Raw genomic sequence first — 19476 nt, forward strand, 5'->3', positions numbered from 1 at the left:
CTTGGCCGTAGGTCAGATGATGCCGAAGAGGATGCCCGCGCCGAGGATGACGAGGCAGGTGGCCGCGGCCCACTTGACCACGAACCTCGTGTGGTCGCCGAACTCGACCTTGGCCATGCCGACCAGGACGTACACGGCCGGGACGAGCGGGCTCGACATGTGCAGCGGCTGGCCGACCAGCGAGGCGCGGGCCATCTCCAGCGGCGTGACGCCGTGCGCGGCACCGGCCTCGGCGAGGACGGGCAGGACGCCGAAGTAGAAGCCGTCGTTCGACATGAAGTAGGTCAGCGGGAGGCTCAGCAGGCCGGTCACCAGGGCCATGTGCGGGCCCATGCCCTCGGGGATGACGTCCACCATCCAGGTGGCCATGCTGCCGACCATGCCGGTGCCCTGGAGGACGCCGGTGAAGACGGCGGCGGCGAAGACCATGCCGGAGACGTTGAGGACGTTGTCGGCGTGGGCGGCGAGCCGGGCCCGCTGGTCGGGGATGCGGGGGAAGTTGACGGTGAGGGCCAGCGCGGCGCCGAGCAGGAACAGTACCGGGATGGGCAGCCACTCCAGGATCATGGCGGTCAGGAGCACGACCGTGAGCAGCGCGTTGAACCAGTAGAGCCTCGGGCGCAGGGTGGCCCGGTTCGGGTCGAGGCCCTGGAAGCCGTCGTCCTCGGCGTCCGCGCCGGTGCCGGGGCCGGGGGCGCCGGTGGGCAGCGTGCCCTGGCCGGAGCCCGCGCCGACCAGCACGGTCTCGGTCTCCTTCTCCTCGACCAGCACCTCGTCCAGCGTGAGCACGCCGAGCCGCTTGCGCTCGCGCAGACCGAGCACGTACGAGAGGGCGAACACGAAGAGCAGGCCGACCAGGAGCGCCGGGATCATGGGCACGAAGATGTCGCTGGCGTCCAGCTTCAGCGCGGTGGCGGCGCGGGCGGTGGGGCCGCCCCAGGGCAGGGTGTTCATCACGCCGTTGGCCATGGCGGCGACACCGGTCAGCACCACCAGGCTCATCTTCAGGCGCTTGTACAGCGGGTACATCGCCGAGACCGTGATCATGAAGGTGGTCGAGCCGTCGCCGTCGAGGGAGACGATCGCCGCGAGGACGACCGTACCGACGACGATCCGCATCGGGTCGGCCTTCGCGAACTTCAGGATCCCGCGCACGACCGGGTCGAAGAGGCCGACGTCGATCATCAGCCCGAAGTAGACGATCGCGAACATGAGCATCGCCGCGGTGGGGGCGAGGCTGGTGACGCCGTCGATGACGTAGTCACCGAGGTGGGCGCCCTTCCCGACGAAGACGCAGAACAGTGCCGGGATCAGCACGAGCGCCGCGATCGGCGACATCTTCTTCATCATGATCAGGACCAGGAAGGTCGCGATCATGGCGAAGCCGAGGATGGTCAGCATGAAATGGATACCTAACGTTCGCCCTTGAACATCCCACCAGGGCCGGCGGTGCGACGACGTTAGGTCTCTGCAAACCGCGTTAACAAGACGTTGACGTGCGAGCAATAAGCGCAAAACTCCAGGTCAGGGCTTTGCTCAGGTCACCGGGGTGAGCTGGACGGGGAATCCGTTGAGGACGGCGTTGCCCGACAGCGGGTCGAGCAGGCTGCCGTCGAGGAGCTGGTTGACGTTGGCTCCGGGCTCCTTGCGCGCGTGGCTCAGCCGGGTCCCGGGCCGGTCGTGCCCCCAGCCGTGCGGCAGGCTGACCACGCCGGGACGCACGGCCTCGGTGACCTCGGCGGGCGCGGTGACCTCTCCCCCGGTCCCCTTCAGCCGTACGTCCGCCCCGTCCCGCACGCCGAGCCGTTCGGCGTCGTCGGGATGGATGTGCAGGGTGCAGCGGTTGCTGCCGCCGGTGAGGGCGGGCACGTTGTGCATCCAGCTGTTGTTGGAGCGCAGATGGCGGCGGCCGACGAGGACGAGGCCGTCGTCGGGGCGGCGCCGCAGGGCCTGCCTGAGCCGGGGCAGGTCGTCGGCGATCGGCCGGGGCAGCAGCTCGACCTTCCCGCTCCTGGTCTTCAGCGGCTGCGGCAGCCGGGGCCGGAGCGGGCCGAGGTCGATGCCGTGCGGATGCGCCAGCAGCTTGTCGAGGCTCAGCCCGTCGGGCCGGGCGCCGAAGCCGTCGCCGTAGGGGCCGAGGCGGAGCATCATGTCGAGCCGCCGCTCGGGTCCCGAGTCACCGCTGAGCTGGGTTTGCAGCTCGCGCGGATCGCGGCCGTGGACCGGCGAGTGCGGCTCCTTGACCGCCTTGCCGAGCGTCTGGTCGAGGACCAGCTGGTCGACGGCGGCCGGGTCGGCGCCGTGCATCCCGCTCGCGGCGAGGACCAGCCGGGCCATGATCTCCGTCTCGGCCATGCGGCCGGGCTCCAGCGGGACGGCGGCCCGGGTGTAGCGGACCTGGTTGCGCACGGCGAGGGTGTTGAACGCGAAGTCGTGGTGCGGGCTCTGGGAGGGCGGGGGCGGCGGCAGCACGACCGTGGCGTGGCGCGAGGTCTCGTTGAGGTACGGGTCGACGCTGACCATGAAGTCCAGGGAGTCCAGCGCCTTGTCGAGCCGGTCGCCGTCGGGGGTGGAGAGCACCGGGTTCGCGGCGATGGCGACGAGCGCCCGGACGGGCTCGCCCTGCTCGGTCGGGGTGTCGATCTCCTCGGCGAGGGCGGAGATCGGCAACTCCCCCTTGGCCTCCGGGTACTGGCTCACCCGGGAGTGCCAGCGGGCGAGCTGGAAGCCGTGGCCGGGGCCGGCGGGGCGGAGCGTGCGGTCGGTGGCCGCCTGCGGGAAGAGGGCGCCGCCGGGCCGGTCGAGGTTGCCGGTGAGGATGTTGAGGACGTCCACGAGCCAGCTGGCCAGCGTGCCGTGGGCGACCGTACAGCTGCCGATGCGGCCGTAGACGGCGGCGGTCGGCGCGGCGGCGAGTTCGCGGGCGAGCGTGCGGATCGTGTCGGCGTCGACGTCACAGGCGTCCGCGACGGCGTCGGGAGTGAAGTCCCTTACCGCCTCCTGGAGTTCGCCAACCCCCTCAAGATGGGGAGTCAACTCCCCCGTACGCACGAGCCCTTCCTCGAACAGCACGGACGCCATGGCGGCGAGGAGCAGCGCGTCGGTGCCGGGGCGGACGGCGATGTGCCGGTCGGCGAGCCTGGCCGTACGGGTGCGGCGCGGGTCGATGACGGTGAGGGTGCCGCCGCGGGCCTTGAGGGCCTTGAGCCGGCCGGGGAAGTCGGGGGCGGTGCACAGACTCCCGTTGGACTCCAGGGGGTTGGCGCCGATGAGGAGGAGATGGTCGGTGCGGTCGAGGTCGGGCACGGGGATGGCGTTGGCGTCGCCGAAGAGCAGGCCGCTCGACACGTGCTTGGGCATCTGGTCGACGGTGGACGCGGTGAACAGGCTGTGGGTGCCGAGGGCGCCGATCAGGAGGGGCGGGTAGAGGCCGCCGGCCATGGTGTGGACGTTGGGGTTGCCGAGGACGATCCCGACGGAGTGCGGCCCGTACCGCTCCACGACGGACCGGATCCCCGCGGCTACGGCGTCGAAGGCCTCCTCCCAGGTGGCCTCGCGCAGGACGCCGTCCTTGCGCACGAGGGGCCCGGTGAGGCGGTCCGGATCCCCGTCGACGGCCCCGAAGGAGGCCCCCTTCGGGCAGATGAACCCCTGGCTGAACACATCGTCCCGGTCCCCCCGGGCCCCGGTGACCCGGCTTCCCTCGACGGTGAGCGTCAGGCCACAGGTGGCCTCGCACAGCGGACAGATGCGCAGAGCGGTGCGGGACACGGGTCCTCCTGGGGCGGCGACGGCGGCGCACGGACGTGAGAGCGAGCATACCGACCGGTAGGGATGCTGGGGAGGGGCTGGTGGAGGTCAGTCGAGCAGACCCCGCCCGGGGAAGCCCGGGGAAGCCCCGGCAGCGGCACGCCCCCCGATCAGTCCAGAACCCTCGCCAGATACGCCCGCAGCAGCTCCCTCGCCTCGCCGATGATCCGTTCGTCCCCCTCGGGGGCGACCCGGAAGGCGAGGTGGACCAGGGTGTCGGCCGTTTCCACGGCGACCAGGAAGACGCGGCGCAGGTCCTCGTCGGGGGTGCGGTCGAGGTAGTCGGACAGCAGGTCGGTGAGGCGGTCGGCGACTCGGTGGTTGGGTTCCGCGCGGCGGGCGCCGACCGGTATCTGGTTGCCGAAGTCGACCAGGGCGAAGCCGGGGGCGGTGCGTTTCATCAGCAGGTACTCGTCGAGTACGACGTCCATGGCCGTCCGCCAGTCGCGGACGCCGACGCCCGCCAGGCGCTCGGTGACGCGGTCGGCGTAGCGGTCGAGGTTGCGCTGGGCGAGGGCGTCGGCCATCTGGCGCTTGTTGCCGAAGAAGCGGTAGACCGAGCCGATGGGGACGCCGGCGCGCTGGGCGACCGCGCGGGTGCTCAGGCCGTCGTAGCCGACCTCGTCGAGGAGTCCGGCGCAGGCGTCGAGGATTCTGGTGAGCCGTTCGGCACTGCGTCGCTGGACGGGCGCGCGGCGGAGCGAGGTCGCGTGGGGCACGGGCTTCATGATGCCTTTCCGGCTCGGTCCGGTGAACCTTGCCCTCCTGTACGGACCCCGGTGGCCCCTGCACTCAGTCCCGGCTCCGCTCCGGAGGCCGTGATGTCGGCCGTGCTCTCGATCGGCTCCCCGTCCACCGCCCACACCGTGCCGTCGTCCGCGTAGAGCCGGGCGGTGACGTGGTGCGTGCCGCGCGGGACGAGGTGGACCGGGAGGCGGTACTCGGGGGTGCGCACCTTGGCGATCAGGCGGCCGTCGAGATAGAGGTGCGCCAGGCCCTGTCCGGCGACCGGCACCTCCTTGGTGCCGGCGGGCGAGAAGCGGAAGTCGCGGACGGTCAGCCGCACGTCCCAGCTCTCGTCGGCGTTGGGCTGCACCTCGACGCCGACCTCGGGCGCCTGGTCCCCGTCCACCTCGCGGTAGAGCCGGCCCTCCTCGTCGGCGTCGTCGAGCAGCTCACCGACCGGCGAGGGCGACTCGCCATTCTTCTGTTCCTGTGTGCCACTGGAGCCGCAGCCCACGGATCCGGTCAGCAGCAGGACACAGACCGCGAGCGCGGCGAGCAGCGCCCGCGTCCACGACATGCCCGGAGCGTAGAACACCGGTCCGACAACCCGGATCCCCCTGAGGTCTGGTTCCGGTCGTCCCTGATGAGGAGAACCCGGGTACCACCCGTCCCCCTCTTGCGTCCGCCGAGCCACAATCCTACGGTGATGCATAGGATTACTGAGGGCGAGGGAGCGATCATGAGCGGGGACGCGCGGAAGACCGCGGAGGGGCTGTCGTATCTCCAGGGATTCGGCAATGAACACGGCTCCGAGGCGGTGCCCGGCGCCCTGCCCGAGGGCCGCAACTCACCGCAGCGCGCGCCACTCGGGCTGTACGCGGAGCAGCTGAGCGGTTCGGCGTTCACCGAGCCGCGGGCCCACAACCGCCGCTCGTGGCTGTACCGGATCCGCCCCTCGGCGGCCCACCCGGCGTTCACCCGCATGGACAACGGCCCGGTGCGCACCGCGCCCTTCACGGAGTCGGTGCCCGATCCGAACCGGCTGCGCTGGAACCCGCTGCCGGAACCCGCTCCCGGGACCGACTTCCTGGCCGGCCTGTGGACCCTCGGCGGCAACGGCGACGCGACCCAGCGCACCGGCATGGCCGTGCACCTCTACAGCGCCAACGCCTCGATGGACCGCGTCCTCAGCGACTCCGACGGCGAGCTGCTGATCGTCCCGGAGCGTGGCGGGCTGCTGCTGCGCACCGAGTTCGGGCTGCTGCACGCCGAGCCGGGGCATGTGGCGCTGATCCCGCGCGGGGTGCGCTTCCGGGTCGAGCTGCTGGACGGCACCGCGCGCGGCTACGTCTGCGAGAACTACGGCGCCCCCTTCCAGCTCCCCGACCTCGGCCCGATCGGCGCCAACGGCCTCGCCAACGCCCGTGACTTCCGGGCGCCCGTCGCCGCGTACGAGGACGTCGAGGGCCCGGTGGAGGTCGTGAACAAGTTCTGCGGCAACCTCTGGCGGGCGACGTACCGCCACTCCCCGCTCGACGTGGTCGCCTGGCACGGCAACCACGTGCCCTACGTGTACGACCTGCGCCGCTTCAACGTCATCGGGACGATCTCGTACGACCACCCGGACCCGTCGATCTTCACGGTGCTGACGTCGCCGAGCGACACCCCCGGTCTCGCCGGCGTCGACTTCGTGGTGTTCGCGCCGCGCTGGCTGGTGGGCGAGGACACCTTCCGGCCGCCGTACTTCCACCGGAACGTGATGAGCGAGTACATGGGCCTGATCGAGGGCGCCTACGACGCCAAGGCGGAGGGCTTCGTGCCGGGCGGGGGGTCGCTGCACAACATGATGTCGGCGCACGGCCCGGACCGGGAGACCTTCGACCGGGCGAGCGCCGCCGAGCTGACGCCGCAGAAGATCGACGACGGGCTCGCGTTCATGTTCGAGACCCGGTGGCCGGTGACCCTGACCGCGCATGCGGCCGAGGCGGAGCACCTGCAGCGGCGCTACGACGACGTGTGGCAGGGTCTCGAACGCCACTTCCGCCCCTTGCACTGATCAACTCATGCCGGTACGGATGGCCACGTGACCTCCTTCGCCCCGGACTCCATCGTCCTGAACCGCAAGCTGCCGCTGTGGTACCAGGTGTCGCAGTCGCTGCGCGCCTCGATCCTCGGCCGCCGGCCCCAGGACCCGCTGCGCCTGCCCACCGAGGAGCAATTGGCGGGGCACTACGGCGTGAGCGTGCTGACCATGCGGCAGGCGCTGAAGGAGCTGGAGGACGAGGGGCTGATCTCCCGGCACCGGCGCCGGGGCACGTTCATCGAACCGCATGTGCAGCGGGGCGCGCCGGTGCGGCTGCTGGGGTCGGTGGACGCGATCGTGGCCCAGCAGTCGGGGATGACGACCCGGATGCTGGACCACGGCAAGGGGCCGGTCCCCGCCGAACTCGCCGAGTACTTCCCGGATCCGGGCGAGGTCGGGACGTACCACCGGCTGCGCAGCGACGAGAAGACGGGCGAGCCGACCAATCACGCCCGCAACTACGTCCGCCCCGAACTCGCCGCCCGTATCGATCCGGCGGACCTGGCGCGCTGGCCGATGACGAAGGTGCTGCGGGATGTGGTCGGGGCGGACATCAGCCGTATCACGGACACGGTGGAGGCGCGGCTGGCGGAGCCGGAGACGGCCCGGCTGCTGGAAGTGCCGTTGCTGAGCCCGATCTTGCACTACACGGGCATTACGTACGATTCGGGCGGCCGGGTGCTGGATGTGGCGGTCATCAACTACCGGGGTGACCGTTTCTCGTTCACGGTGACCCTCGACGCGACGTAATCGGCCACGTCGTACGATGCCCAGCGTGACGCACGACGACGCGCCGCCGCTGGCGGACCTCATGCCGTGGTCCGTCGCACCGCTGCGGCTGGGGCGGGGGTGGCCGACGGGCCCCGACGCGGCCTGTCTGAAGGCCCGCTGGGACGCCTTCGTCAAGGCCGAGGGCCCCGACCGGGAAGCGCTGCTGGAGCCGACGCGCTCCCGCACCCTGCACTCGGCGGTGGCTCAACTGCCGGGCCACCCGGGCGGTACGGAGAAGCTGCTCCGTGCCTCGGGGCCGTGCCCGGAGCCGGTGCGGGTGCTGTGCGCGCCCTTCGACGAGCAGTGGCTGATCCCGGACCACCGGCTGATCGACGCGGCCCGGCCGGAGTTGTGGCGGGTGGCGGACGACCACCAGACGTTCCTGGTCGAGACCCCCGGCCGGCTCCTCGCCACCGCCCTCCTCCCCCTGCTGCGCCCGGGCCGGATCCGCCCCCTGTACCGCCGCCCCGGCGGCACGGAACCCAACCTGGCCCCGGGCCTGCTGGACCACCTGGCGACCCGCCTGGGCCTGTCCCCGACCCCCGCCGACCTCCTGGCCTGGACCCTCACGGCGGCCCGCCCGGACCTCACGGTCCCCCTCCCCGACGACCCCGGGCTCTGGGCGCGGGGCGTGGAGTCGGGCCACCGTCTCCTGTGGCTGATGCGCCGCGACGGCGACCGCCCCAGACTCCCCGGCGGGCGCCGCCCGTACGTCCGCGCCCCGCTGCCCTCCCGCCCGCTGACCCTCGTCTACGACCGCGAGGAGGAGGCCCTGCACCTGGACGAGGGCCGCATCTCCCCGGTGCCGCCGGAGGCCTGGGACTACGAGGCGGACGGCGTCCGCGTGCTGGAACGGTGGTTCACGGTCCGTACGGCCGAGGCGGCGCAGCCGGGCACCCTGGCGGCGATCCGCCCGCCGACCTGGCCGCAAGTGTGGACGTCGGAGCTGCTGGAGCTGATCACCATCCTCGCGCTGCTGGCCGAACTCCGGCCTTTCGAGGAGGAGTTGGCGTCCCGGATCACCGCGACCGAGCTGCGCGAGGCGGGCGTGCTCCCGGTACCGGACGCAGCACGCCGCCCGGCCTCGGTACTGGACGGCCCCGAAGAGGGCCCCGAGGGGCAGCTCGCGCTGATCTAGCGGCCCATGGCGCCGACCAGCCCCCACCGGGCATGATCGCCCGCATGGAACCGCAGCCGCTGCCCCTCGCCGGGATCACCGTCGTCGCCGTCGAACAGGCCGTCTCGGCCCCCTTCGCCACCCGGCAGCTCGCCGATCTCGGCGCTCGGGTGATCAAGGTCGAGCGGATCGACGGCGGCGACTTCGCGCGCGGCTACGACACCGCGGCCCGCGGGCTCGCCTCGCACTTCGTGTGGTGCAACCGCGGCAAGGAGTCCCTCGCCGTGGACCTGAAGGACCCCCGCGGCCTGGACGTCGTACGGCGCCTCGTGCGCGACGCGGACGTCTTCGTGCAGAACCTCGCCCAGGGCGCCGCCGCCCGGCTCGGCCTGGACGCGGCCACGCTGTGCGCCGCGCATCCGCGGCTGATCGCCGTGGACATCTCGGGGTACGGCGCCGACGGCCCGTACGCGGACAAGCGGGCCTACGACATGCTCGTGCAGTGCGAGGCGGGCCTGGTGTCGGTGACCGGGACGCCGGGGCAGCCGGTGAAGGCGGGGATCCCGGCGGCGGACATCGCGGCGGCCATGTACGCCTTCTCCGGGGTGCTCGCGGCGCTGGTGCGCAGGGGCGTGACCGGGCGGGGCGGCCCGGTGGAGGTGTCGATGCTGGAGTCGCTGGCGGAGTGGATGGGGCATCCGCTGCACCACGCGCTGCACGGCGGCACGGCACCGGCGCGCACCGGCCTCGCGCACGCCGTCATCGCGCCCTACGACGCCTATCCGACGGCGGACGGGGGCCGGGTGCTGCTGTCGGTGCAGAACGACCGGGAGTGGCGGCGACTGGCTGAACAGGTGTTGGAGCGCCCGGAGTTGGCCACCGACCCGGCCTTCGCCACGAACGCGGCGCGGGTGGCGCACCGGGAGCGCACGGACGAGCTGGTCGGGCAGGCGCTGGGCGCGCTCGGCACGGACGAGGCGCTGGCGCGCCTGGAGGGGGCGGGTCTGGCGTGTGCGCGGTTGAGGGATCTGCACGAGGTGGCGGACCATCCGCAGCTGGCGGCCCGGGAGCGGTGGCGGGAGGTGGGCTCGCCGGTGGGACCGCTCCGGGCACTGCTGCCGCCCATCACGCTGCCGGGCGGGGACGCGGCACGCATGGGGGACGTGCCCGCGCTCGGGGAGCACACCGAGGAGCTGCTGCGCGCCGTGGGAATGACGGACGACGAGATCGCAGCGCTGCGCCGGGACGGTGTGGCCGCCTGAGCGCGGGGCGCGAACGCCTAGTGGCCGCCGAACAGCGAGCGGCGCAGTCGGCGCAGCGGCGCGAAGAGCGAGACGCGACGGACCCGCGCCCGCCGGTCGCTCTGCTGACGCACGGGCTCACGGGCGGTCAGCTCACGCATCAGCAGGGTCGCCTCGGCCGCCTCCCGCTGCGGTACGGCAGGGCCACCCAGCACCGAGAGATGGCGGTCGAGGCGCGAACTGGTCGCGCTGCTCCCGCAGGTGATCGCAGGGACCCTGGCCCTGCTGCGCACTGTTATCTGATCCATGTCACTCCCCACCCGTACGAGTCCACCCGGCCCGGGCAGGGTAACCCTATCGCCCCCTCGGGGCACTCGTGTATCGCGGTCACAGGATTCACCTTCCCCGTAAGGGTGTTGACGACTCGTCCGTGATTACTCTCCGAATCCAACCGATTTCAGGGCGAGTTGGACAACCGGCTGTGTAGTGGGCTGCGGCGATCCCCCGTCCGGCTCGACGGTCACAGCCAGTGACGTGGCGGAGGTGTCGAGGCCGGACGCGACCAAGGGCGTGTTGCCGTCGAAGAGCCCGAGGGAGCGCGGTTGCGCGCCCGGGCGCATGAGCCACAGTTGGCGCACCCGGTCGCCCGGAAGGTCGGCGTAGCCGCCGAGGGTGACGACCGCGCTCCCCTCCGACACGGAAGCGATCACCCCGATGCTCCGGCCCTCGGCGTCCCGCCCGGTGCTCGCGCGCGCGTCGGGGGCGGCGAGAACGTGGGCGATCTCACGCGCCTGCGCCCGCTCGGCGTCCAGCTGCTCCTGCTGCCGGTTCGCCTGCACGGCGAACAAGGAGGCGACGACGAGGGCAGCGGCGGCCGTGGCGGTGGCGAACGGCACGAACAGCGGCCGCCGCTCCCGCACCCGGCCCGGCGGCGGCCGCGTCCCCCACACACGCGGCGGCAACTGCGGCTCCCGCGCCCGCACGGGCTCCTGAGCGGTCGTCCGTACGGCGGCCAGGACCCGTTCGCGCAGCGCGGCCGGCGGCGGCGCGGCCGTCGACCAGGCCAGCCGTACCGCGTCCTCGGTCAGGGTCCGTACGTCGGCGGCGCAGCGCGCGCACGTGGCCAGGTGCTTCTCGAAGCGCACGCGCTCCCCCGGTTCCAGGGCGTCGAGGGCGTAGGGGGCGGCGAGGGAGTGGAGGTGCTCACGGCCGAAGAGGCTCATGCGGCACCTCCGAGGCACTCGCGCAGCCGGGTCAGGCCGTCCCGCATCCGGGTCTTGACCGTGCCCAGCGGCAGGGAGAGCCGTTCGGCGACCTCCCGGTAGGTGTAGCCGTCGTAGTAGGCGAGGGTGACGGACTGCCGTTGCAGGGCGGTGAGCCGGTCGAGGCAGCGGCGCACCCATTCGCGCTCCAGGCCGGCCTCGACCTCCTCGGACACCTGGTCGAAGGCGGGGTGATGGGACCGCCGTGCCTCGCGCTGCTCGCGTTCGCCGGCCGCGCGGGCGCTGCGCACCCGGTCCACGGCCCGGCGATGGGCGAGGGTGAGGATCCACGCCAGGGCGCTGCCCCGGCCGGGGTCGAACCGTCCCGCGGACCGCCACGTCTCCAGCAGCACCTCCTGCGCCACCTCCTCCGACTGCGCCGGGTCCCGCACGACCCGCCGCACCAGACCGAACACCGGCCCCGACACGATCCCGTACAGCTCCTCGAAGGCCCGCTGGTCGCCGCGGGCCACCAGCATCAGCAGCTCGTCCGCCTCCAACTCGCCTCCCCCTCCCGCGAGACCGCATCTCGGCCGTCCCGTCCCACGAGGTATTCGCAACGCACCCACCTCCGGATGGGGTTACGGATCGGAGGGCCGAAAACGCGGGTCGGCGGGGCGCCGGATCAGTTTCGGCGCGGACCAATCCGCCCGGCGCCCCACTCCGAATCCCGGTGCGTCAGAGAAGCTGAACCGAGGACGGACGGCATGACACCAATCTCCAGGAGCGGCGCGGGACGCGCGAGTGCCGCGACCCTCAACCTGGAGGCGGGCGAGTGACCCTCCGTCGAACGGTCGCCTCCGGCGCGGCCCTGCTCACGGCTGTCGGCGCGCTGGTGCTGGCCGGTTCCCCGTCCGCGAGCGCGCACCCCCTCGGCAACTTCACGTGCGCCACCGCAGCCCGGGACAGCGCCCTCACCGTCGACGGCCGGAGCGTCGCCCTCACCGTGGAGACCGGTCACGCCCGCCGGGGGCCCGGACAGGCCGGGCTCGACACGCTCCGGGTCGAGTGCGTGCTGTCGGCTCCGCTGCCCGATGCCGACAGCCTCGCGCTGGACTTCCGGGCCGCCGGTGCCGGGTCGGGGCCCGGCTGGCGGGAGGTCACCGCGCGCGGCGACCGGATGACGCTCACCGCCTCCGACGTACCCGAGGAGTCACTCTCCCGCGAACTCAGCGACTATCCGCAGGAGTTGCTGTCCTCCCCCGCCGACACCCGGGCCGCCTCCCTGAGCGTGCGGCCGGGCGGTCCCGCGCCGGCCGGGGAGGAGCGGGACGCGCCCGCCGCCTCGGTGCTGCCGCGCGGCGCCGACCGCTGGACGCGGGCCCTGGACTCCCTGGTGGCCCGCCACGACCTCACCGTCGGCTTCGCCGCCCTCGCCCTGTGCGTCGCGGTCGGTCTCGGCGCCCTGCACGCCCTCGCTCCGGGCCACGGCAAGACGCTCATGGCGGCGGTGGCCGCGGCCCGCGGTGGACGCGCCCGGCTGAAGGACGTCCTGCCGCTCGCCGCCTCGGTGACGGTCACCCACACGCTGGGCGTGGTCGCTCTGGGGCTGCTGATCACCGCGGGGTCCACCGCGGCACCGGCCGTGATCGCCTGGCTGGGCATCGCCGGCGGCGCCCTGGTCACCGCCGCGGGCGCGACGCTCGTACGGCGGGCCTGGCGCGGCCGGAGCCACCGGCACCCGCACGCCTCGGCGCACGTGCCCGCGCGCACGCCCGTCCTGGTCGGCGCGCACACCCACCAGCACGCCCACCCGGGCACCCACACCCACGTCCACAGCCACGGGGGTCATACGCACACCCACGCCACCGCCCCGACCGTGCGCGGCACGATCCTCCTCGGGTTCGCCGGAGGGCTCGTGCCCAGTCCCTCGGCCGTCGTGATCCTGGTCGGGGCCGCGGCGCTCGGGCACGCCTGGTTCGGGCTGCTGCTCGTGGTGGCGTACGGCGTCGGGCTCGCGCTCACCCTCGGCGCCGCGGGGTTCGCCGTGGTGCGCCTGGGAGCCGGGGCGAGCGGGACGCTGGAGCGGCGCCCGCGCTGGGCCGCCCGTCCGTCGGCGGCCCTGGTCCGCCGTACCGCACCGCTGGTATCCGCGGTGGTCGTCGTAGCTCTTGGGGTCGGATTGGTGTGCAAGGGGGCGGCATCCGCACTCGGTTGAGCTACTTTGTGAGGAAAAGGTGATTTCGCGCGCATGCGAATGGGGGCGCCCGTGTCCGACGCACCGGGCAGTGAACGAGTGATCGCGGGCCGCTACCGTCTCCTGTCCCCCCTCGGCGAGGGCGGCATGGGGACGGTCTGGCGCGCCCGGGACGAGGTGCTGCACCGCGAGGTCGCCGTCAAGGAGGTGCGGGCCCCGCACGGTCTGCCGACCGCCGATGTGGAGCGGCTGTACGCCCGTCTGGAGCGCGAGGCGTGGGCCGCGGCCCGGGTCGCGAACCGGAATGTGGTGACGGTGTACGACGTGGCCGTGCAGGACGGCCGGCCGTGGATCGTGATGGAGCTGGTCCGCGGTATCTCGCTGGCCGAACTCCTGGACGCCGAGGGCCCGTTGGCCCCGCAGCGCGCGGCGCACATCGGGGCCGAGGTGCTGGCGGCGCTGCGGGCCGCGCACGAGGCCGGGGTGCTGCACCGGGACGTGAAGCCGGCCAACGTCCTGCTGTCGAACGACGGCCGCGTGGTGCTCACCGACTTCGGGATCGCCACGGTGGAGGGCAGTTCCGCGCTGACGATGACCGGTGAGGTGATCGGCTCGCCCGAGTTCCTCGCCCCGGAGCGGGCGCTGGGGCGCAGGCCGGGACCGGAGTCCGACCTGTGGTCGCTCGGCGTGCTGCTGTACGCGGCCGTCGAGGGCAACTCCCCGTTCCGCCAGGACACCCCGCTCTCCACCCTGCGCGCGATCGTCGACGAGGAGTTGCCGGTGCCGCGCCGGGCCGGTCCGCTCGCGCCCGTGATCGAAGGGCTGCTGCGCAAGGACCCCGCCGAGCGGCTGCCGGCGGAGCGGGCGGAGCAGGAACTGCGGATCGTCGGCGCGGGCGGGACCCCGCGGGCGGGGACGGTCCGGGCGTCGCCGTACGCCCCGACCCCCGCCGGGCAGCGGCCGCCGTCGCCGACCCCGCCCCTGCCCTACTCCGCGACGGCCACCGCTCCCGCCCACCCCACCGCCGAGGAGCGCCCCGCCCGCAGCCGCCGTGCCGCCGTCGTCCTGGTCGCCGGTCTCGCGGCGCTCGCGCTGGCGCTGGCCGGTCTGATGTACGCGCTGCTGAACGGCGAGAAGGACGGCGACCGCGCCGGGAGCGGCACCACCAGCCAGGCGGAGACGGAGCCGGAGCCGACACCGTCCGAGTCGGAGGACGACAGCACCCCGGAGCCGACGCCGAGCGAGACGCGGACGGAGTCGAGCCCGCCGCCGCAGTCGGTGGAGGTCTCCCTGGCCGGGTCGCACACGGAGTACGAGGGTGCCTGCCCGCCGCCGGAGGCCGAGGCCCCGGCCTTCACGGCGACGTTCACGGTGGGCCGGCTGCCCGCGGAGGTCAGCTATCGCTGGGTGTCGCGGGACGGCGAGGTGATGGACCAGGGCTGGAAGACGCTGTCGTTCCCCGAGGGCGGCTCCCGCACCAAGGAGGACCGCGCGTTCGTGACGACATCCGCCGAAGACTCGGACAGCGGTACGTTCGAGAACGAGATCAGTGTCGAGGTGCGGGACCCGGTGGAGACGACGTCGGAACCGGTGCCCTTCTCGGTGACCTGTGTGACGGAGACCCCGACGGACGGGGTCTCCCCTGCACCCTCACCGAGCGACTGAAGGATCAGGCCGTGCGGTTGAGGACCGGCAGATAGCCGCCGGACTGGCCGGCCGCGGTCGGGTGGTACGAGTCGCCGATGTTGAGCCAGTTGACACTGTGCAGCCAGGAGCTGCCGGAGCAGATCTCATGGCCGGTGAAGGTGGGGCGGACGTCGCCGAACGTGAAGGAGTACGCGGCGGCGCGGCGGGCGACGGCGGCGTCCAGGTAGTCGGCCGCGTCGTTGATGGCCTTGCGCTTGGTCTCCGACAGGCCGAGGCAGGCCTGGCCGAGCTGGTAGAAGCGGGGGTAGCCGAGCACGACCACCCGGGCGGACGGGGCCTTGGCGCGGATCGCCGAGTAGACGCTGTCGAGCTTGCCGGGGAGCGTGGAGTCGACGTACGCCTTGGCGGTGTTGATGCGGGAGATGCAGGCACTGTCGGACTGGAGCACACAGGTCGTCATGACGTCGGCGAACCCGGCGTCGTTGCCGCCCACGCTGATGGAGACCAGGGCGGTGCTGGAGCTGAGCGGGCCCAGCTGGTTGGCCAGAACATCACCCGTTCGAGCGCCCGCGCAGGCGGTGAAGGCGAACGACGAGGGTGAGTTGGCGGCCGCCCAGAGGTAGGGGTGGGCCTTCGTGCTGCGCTTGCAGTCACCGCTGGAGCTGATGTAGCTCCCGGCGCCTACGCCCGAGGCGTAGGAGTCGCCGAGGGCCACGTACGGGCCGGGGGCTGCCTGGGCCGGGCCGGCGCCGGTGAGCACGGCGCCGACGGCGAGGAGGAGTGAGCTGACGTAAGCGGCGATTCGGGAACGTCTCATGGAACCTCCCTTTAGCAGGATCTCTGCCATAACTGTGGTAGCAGCTACGCGTGTTGACGGGAAGTGTGCATGTCAACAATTCAGTTGTGCGCCCCCCTCGCCGTCTTGACGCCGTCGCGGGCCTGCGCCACATTGAAGTCCGGCATCCGGCGCTTCGGGGGGCAAAGTCGCCAATGCAGACGTTCAGGCTGAAGACATCTTCATCGGACGGCGTTCAGCGTGTGCGACCGGGACCTGAGGACCTGGCGCCGCTGCTGGCGGGCGCCGCGACGGCCGTGGGGGCGGCCGGAGCGCTGCTCGCGCTGGCCGACAGCGATTCCCCGCTGCGCGGCCCGCTCACGCTGTTCTTCCTGCTCGCGGCACCGGCCGCGGCCATCGCCGCCGCCCTGCGCGGGCTCGACCCCTTCGGCCGGACGCTCGCCTCCCTGGCGGGCGCGGTCGTCGTCAACATGCTGGTGGCCCAGGGGATGCTGGCCCTGCACCAGTGGTCGGCCACCGGCGGCATCGTGACCGTGACCGCGCTGAGCTCCCTGCTCTTCCTGCTGGTTCTGGCGCGGCGGCTGCGCGGCCGTACGGAAAGAAGGCGGAATCCCTGACGTGGACATCAGCGTGTACCGTCCCGGCGAGCTGACGGCCGCTGACCGGACGGCGTGGACGGCGATGCAGTCCAAGGCCCATCTGCACGGCTCGCCCGAGCTGGCGAACCCGTTCCTGTCACCCGAGTTCGCGCTGGCCGTCGGCCGCTGCCGCTCCGGCGTGCGGATCGCCGTCGTACGGGAGTCCGGCGAGCCCGCCGCGTACTTCGCCTACCAGCGCACGGCCGGCGGAGTGGGCCGGGCCATCGGGCTCGGGGTCTCCGACGCCCAGGGCGTGGTGCACCGGCCCGGGTTCACCTGGGACGCCAGGGAACTGATGCGCGCCTGCGGGCTCGCGGTCTGGGAGTTCGACCACCTCGTCGAGGGCCAGCCGGCGTTCCGCGCCGGGGCCACCGGATCCTTCCCGTCACCGGTCATGGACGTGGAGCAGGGGTACGAGGCGTATCTCCGCGAACTCCGCGAGCGGGCACCGAAGTTCACCCGGACCACGCTCGCCAAGGAGCGCAGGCTGGGGCGCGACCACCCGGGCGTGCGGTATGTGCACGACGAGCGGGACCCGGCCGCGCTGCGCACCCTGATGGGCTGGAAGTCGGCGCAGTACCGCAGGACCGGGCGCAGCGACCGGTTCGCCCAGGACTGGATCACCCGCCTGGTGGAGCAGCTGTTCCACACCCGCACCGAGTCGTTCGCCGGGGTCCTGTCGGTGCTGTACGCCGGGGACAAGCCGATCGCGGCGCACTTCGGGCTGCGCAGCGAGCGGGTGCTGGCCTGCTGGTTCCCGGCGTACGACCCGGCGTTCTCGAAGTACTCCCCCGGTCTGGTGCTGCACCTGCGGATGGCCGAGGCGGCCGCCGCGGACGGCATCGCCCAGCTGGACCTCGGCCGGGGCCGGAAGGAATACAAGGACTCCCTGAAGTCGCGTGAACTGAGCGTGGCCGAGGGATGGGTGACGCGACGTCATCTGGTGGCGTTCGGACACCGGGCACGACGTGCCCCGGTACGGGCCCTGCGCAATGTCGTGGTGTCCCGGCCGGAGCTGTTCGAGCCCGCCGACCGGCTGCTCAAGAAGGTGGGAAAGATCAGGTCAGGTCGGTTGTAACGGATAAACCGTCAAAAACGTGAGGCCTCGTTCCTGGTCTTGCCATACAGGCGCAATCGTCAATATCGTCGTACATCTCACCCGCATCGGACCACCATTCAGCGGACCAGGGGAGGGCTCAGGGCCGCGGTGGCAGCCGGCGCGGGGCGCGGTAGGGGGGTGCCGCACTCGGTCGGCGTACTTCGAGTACGGGTGACCGAGGCGTGCCGCGCAATCGGCTGCCGCTTCGCGGGAGCCGATGAGCTATGCCAGTAATAACCCCCCTTTCGAACCGGACACACAACCGGGCCCCCCAGGGGCGGGCGGTCCACCGGACGAGAGGGACCAGACTCATGAGCTCAGTTCTGCGCCCGGCGCTTACGGGTGACGCGTACGAATACCGCACGGCCCGGACCTACCGGCCCGTCTCCTCGCATCTGGCGATAGCGCCGCCGGTGAGCGTGGTGATCCCGGCCATGAACGAGGCGGAGAACCTTCCGTACGTCTTCAAGACCCTGCCGGACTGGATCCACGAAGTGGTGCTGGTCGACGGCAACTCCACCGACGGCACCGTCGAGGTGGCCCGCGCGCTGTGGCCGGACGTGAAGGTCGTGGAGCAGCGGGGCAAGGGCAAGGGGGATGCCCTGATCACCGGGTTCGAGGCGTGCTCCGGCGACATCATCGTGATGGTCGACGCGGACGGCTCCGCCGACGGGCAGGAGATCGTCAGCTATGTCTCGGCGCTGGTCTCGGGCGCCGACTTCGCCAAGGGCTCCCGCTTCGCCAACGGCGGCGGCACCGACGACATGACCTTCGTCCGCAAGCTCGGCAACTGGGCGCTGTGCACGATCGTCAACCGCAAGTTCGGCGCCCGCTACACCGACCTGTGCTACGGCTACAACGCCTTCTGGCGGCACTGCCTGGACAAGATCGACCTCGACTGCACCGGCTTCGAGGTGGAGACCCTGATGAACATCCGGGTGGTCAAGGCGGGCCTGAAGGTGCAGGAGATACCCAGCCACGAGTACCTGCGCATCCACGGCACCAGCAATCTGCGCGCCGTGCGGGACGGGTTCCGGGTGCTCAACGTGATCCTCAGAGAACGCTCCAACCGGCGGGCCCTGCGCCGCCGCACCGAGCGCTCCGTGCTGCTCGACTCGGTCCGGGGAGAGGTGTCTTGAGCGGTCCCGGCATCTCCGTGGTGATCTGCGTCTACACCGAGGACCGCTGGGAGGACATCCTCGCGGCGGTCGCCTCGGTGCGGGCGCAGTCCCGCCCGGCGCTGGAGACGCTGCTGGTCGTCGACCACAACGACCCGCTGCGGGAGCGCCTGGCCCAGGAGTACAAGGAAGCCACCGACGTGCGGGTGCTCGCCAACGCGGGTCCCCGCGGCCTGTCCGCCGGCCGCAACACCGGTATCGCCGCCTCCCGCGGCGAGGTGATCGCCTTCCTCGACGACGACGCCGTGGCCGAGCGGGACTGGCTCCGGCACTTCGCCGCCGCCTACGCCGACCCGCGGGTCATGGCGGTCGGCGGACGCACCGAGCCGATCTGGGCCTCGGGCCGCCGGCCGGCCTGGTTCCCCGAGGAGTTCGACTGGGTGGTCGGCTGCACCTACCGCGGCCTGCCGGCGGGGCGGGTCCGGGTCCGCAACGTCCTCGGCGGCAACGCCTCCTTCCGGCGTACGGCGTTCGACGCGGCGGGCGGCTTCGCCACCGGTATCGGGCGCGACGGCGACAAACGGCCGCTGGGCTGCGAGGAGACGGAGCTGTGCATCCGGCTCAGCCGGGCCAGGCCCGACGCCGTGCTGCTGATCGACGACCGCGCGGTGATCCACCACCGGGTGCCCGAGGCGCGTGCGCACTTCGGGTACTTCCGCACCCGCGCCTACGCCGAGGGCCTGTCGAAGGCGCTGGTGGCCCGCAGTGTCGGCGCGGACAAGGGACTGGAGTCCGAGCGCCGGTACACCACCCGGGTGCTGCCGGCCGGGGTGGTGCGCGGGCTGCGGGACGCGGTGCTGGCCCGGCCGGGGGGTGCGCGCCGGGCGGGCGCGATCGTCGCCGGGGTGCTCACCGCGGCCGGTGGGTATGTCGTCGGGAGCGTGCGGGCGCGCCGGGGTGCGGTGACGTATTCGGTGGCTCCGATCGGCGACGACCGAGGGGGCGGGGATGGGTGAGCCAGGTGTTCCGGT

General features: G+C 72.6%; 18 protein-coding genes. 10 read left to right on the forward strand and 8 right to left on the reverse strand.

Annotated elements, in window-relative coordinates:
- Nucleotides 1-12 precede the first annotated feature (12 nt).
- The 4 genes from ACWD11_RS13640 to ACWD11_RS13655 all read right to left on the reverse strand — a co-directional run bounded on the left by ACWD11_RS13640 (nt 13) and on the right by ACWD11_RS13655 (nt 5113).
- On the reverse strand, nt 13-1401 hold the full coding sequence (locus ACWD11_RS13640; RefSeq protein WP_451283023.1) for a CitMHS family transporter: 1389 nt from the start codon (nt 1399-1401) through the stop codon (nt 13-15).
- 135 nt (nt 1402-1536) lie between these two features.
- Nucleotides 1537-3771 carry a molybdopterin oxidoreductase family protein gene (locus ACWD11_RS13645; RefSeq protein WP_451283025.1) on the reverse strand — a complete coding sequence of 745 codons (2235 nt, stop codon included), beginning with the start codon at nt 3769-3771 and terminating at the stop codon, nt 1537-1539.
- A 149-nt stretch (nt 3772-3920) separates the two neighbouring features.
- Nucleotides 3921-4538, reverse strand: a complete 618-nt coding sequence (locus tag ACWD11_RS13650) for a TetR family transcriptional regulator (protein ID WP_389419439.1) — start codon at nt 4536-4538, stop codon at nt 3921-3923.
- The gene (locus ACWD11_RS13655; protein WP_451283027.1) at nt 4535-5113 is read right to left on the reverse strand and encodes a hypothetical protein; all 579 of its coding nucleotides are present in this window, start codon (nt 5111-5113) and stop codon (nt 4535-4537) included. The genes ACWD11_RS13650 and ACWD11_RS13655 overlap by 4 nt, the downstream gene beginning before the upstream one ends.
- Before the next feature lie 162 nt (nt 5114-5275).
- Between ACWD11_RS13655 and hmgA the strand changes: the two genes are divergently transcribed.
- The 4 genes from hmgA to ACWD11_RS13675 are packed head-to-tail and all read left to right on the forward strand — an operon-like array spanning nt 5276 to nt 9769.
- The gene (hmgA, locus tag ACWD11_RS13660; RefSeq protein WP_451283029.1) at nt 5276-6592 is read left to right on the forward strand and encodes a homogentisate 1,2-dioxygenase; all 1317 of its coding nucleotides are present in this window, start codon (nt 5276-5278) and stop codon (nt 6590-6592) included.
- 27 nt (nt 6593-6619) lie between these two features.
- A complete protein-coding gene (locus ACWD11_RS13665) occupies nt 6620-7369 on the forward strand; it encodes a GntR family transcriptional regulator (RefSeq protein WP_451283031.1) in 750 nt (249 codons plus the stop codon).
- A gap of 16 nt (nt 7370-7385) precedes the next feature.
- Nucleotides 7386-8528: a type ISP restriction/modification enzyme gene (locus ACWD11_RS13670; RefSeq protein WP_451283033.1), complete on the forward strand. Its 1143-nt coding sequence runs from the start codon at nt 7386-7388 to the stop codon at nt 8526-8528.
- 44 nt (nt 8529-8572) lie between these two features.
- Complete coding sequence (locus ACWD11_RS13675; RefSeq protein WP_389419444.1) at nt 8573-9769, forward strand: CaiB/BaiF CoA transferase family protein; 1197 nt, start codon at nt 8573-8575, stop codon at nt 9767-9769.
- 17 nt (nt 9770-9786) lie between these two features.
- On the opposite strand, the gene ACWD11_RS13680 is transcribed toward ACWD11_RS13675, so the two are convergent.
- From ACWD11_RS13680 to ACWD11_RS13690, 3 genes are all read right to left on the reverse strand, one after another.
- On the reverse strand, nt 9787-10056 hold the full coding sequence (locus tag ACWD11_RS13680; protein WP_389419445.1) for a hypothetical protein: 270 nt from the start codon (nt 10054-10056) through the stop codon (nt 9787-9789).
- Nucleotides 10057-10182: 126 nt separating this feature from the next.
- Nucleotides 10183-10971: an anti-sigma factor gene (locus ACWD11_RS13685; protein ID WP_451283035.1), complete on the reverse strand. Its 789-nt coding sequence runs from the start codon at nt 10969-10971 to the stop codon at nt 10183-10185.
- On the reverse strand, nt 10968-11510 hold the full coding sequence (locus ACWD11_RS13690; protein WP_389419447.1) for a sigma-70 family RNA polymerase sigma factor: 543 nt from the start codon (nt 11508-11510) through the stop codon (nt 10968-10970). The genes ACWD11_RS13685 and ACWD11_RS13690 overlap by 4 nt, the downstream gene beginning before the upstream one ends.
- A 275-nt stretch (nt 11511-11785) precedes the next feature.
- Here ACWD11_RS13690 and ACWD11_RS13695 point away from each other — a divergent pair, with 275 nt between their 5' ends.
- Both ACWD11_RS13695 and ACWD11_RS13700 read left to right on the forward strand, forming a co-directional pair.
- On the forward strand, nt 11786-13168 hold the full coding sequence (locus ACWD11_RS13695) for a nickel transporter (RefSeq protein ID WP_451283037.1): 1383 nt from the start codon (nt 11786-11788) through the stop codon (nt 13166-13168).
- 33 nt (nt 13169-13201) lie between these two features.
- On the forward strand, nt 13202-14812 hold the full coding sequence (locus tag ACWD11_RS13700; protein ID WP_451283039.1) for a protein kinase domain-containing protein: 1611 nt from the start codon (nt 13202-13204) through the stop codon (nt 14810-14812).
- Between the two features lie 4 nt (nt 14813-14816).
- On the opposite strand, the gene ACWD11_RS13705 is transcribed toward ACWD11_RS13700, so the two are convergent.
- Nucleotides 14817-15611 carry an SGNH/GDSL hydrolase family protein gene (locus ACWD11_RS13705; RefSeq protein ID WP_389419450.1) on the reverse strand — a complete coding sequence of 265 codons (795 nt, stop codon included), beginning with the start codon at nt 15609-15611 and terminating at the stop codon, nt 14817-14819.
- Nucleotides 15612-15832: 221 nt separating this feature from the next.
- Between ACWD11_RS13705 and ACWD11_RS13710 the strand changes: the two genes are divergently transcribed.
- The 4 genes from ACWD11_RS13710 (at nt 15833) to ACWD11_RS13725 (ending at nt 19461) form a co-directional block, all read left to right on the forward strand.
- Nucleotides 15833-16207 (forward strand): hypothetical protein, encoded by a 375-nt coding sequence (locus ACWD11_RS13710; RefSeq protein ID WP_451283041.1) that lies wholly within the window; start codon nt 15833-15835, stop codon nt 16205-16207.
- Nucleotide 16208: 1 nt separating this feature from the next.
- Entirely contained in the window at nt 16209-17306 is a 1098-nt protein-coding gene (locus ACWD11_RS13715) for a GNAT family N-acetyltransferase (RefSeq protein ID WP_451283043.1), read from the forward strand.
- Nucleotides 17307-17638: 332 nt separating this feature from the next.
- The gene (locus tag ACWD11_RS13720; RefSeq protein ID WP_451283045.1) at nt 17639-18466 is read left to right on the forward strand and encodes a glycosyltransferase family 2 protein; all 828 of its coding nucleotides are present in this window, start codon (nt 17639-17641) and stop codon (nt 18464-18466) included.
- The gene (locus ACWD11_RS13725; protein ID WP_451283047.1) at nt 18463-19461 is read left to right on the forward strand and encodes a glycosyltransferase; all 999 of its coding nucleotides are present in this window, start codon (nt 18463-18465) and stop codon (nt 19459-19461) included. The genes ACWD11_RS13720 and ACWD11_RS13725 overlap by 4 nt, the downstream gene beginning before the upstream one ends.
- The last annotated feature ends 15 nt before the right edge of the window (nt 19462-19476 follow it).

It is taken from the genome of Streptomyces sp. NPDC002776 (assembly GCF_053592195.1).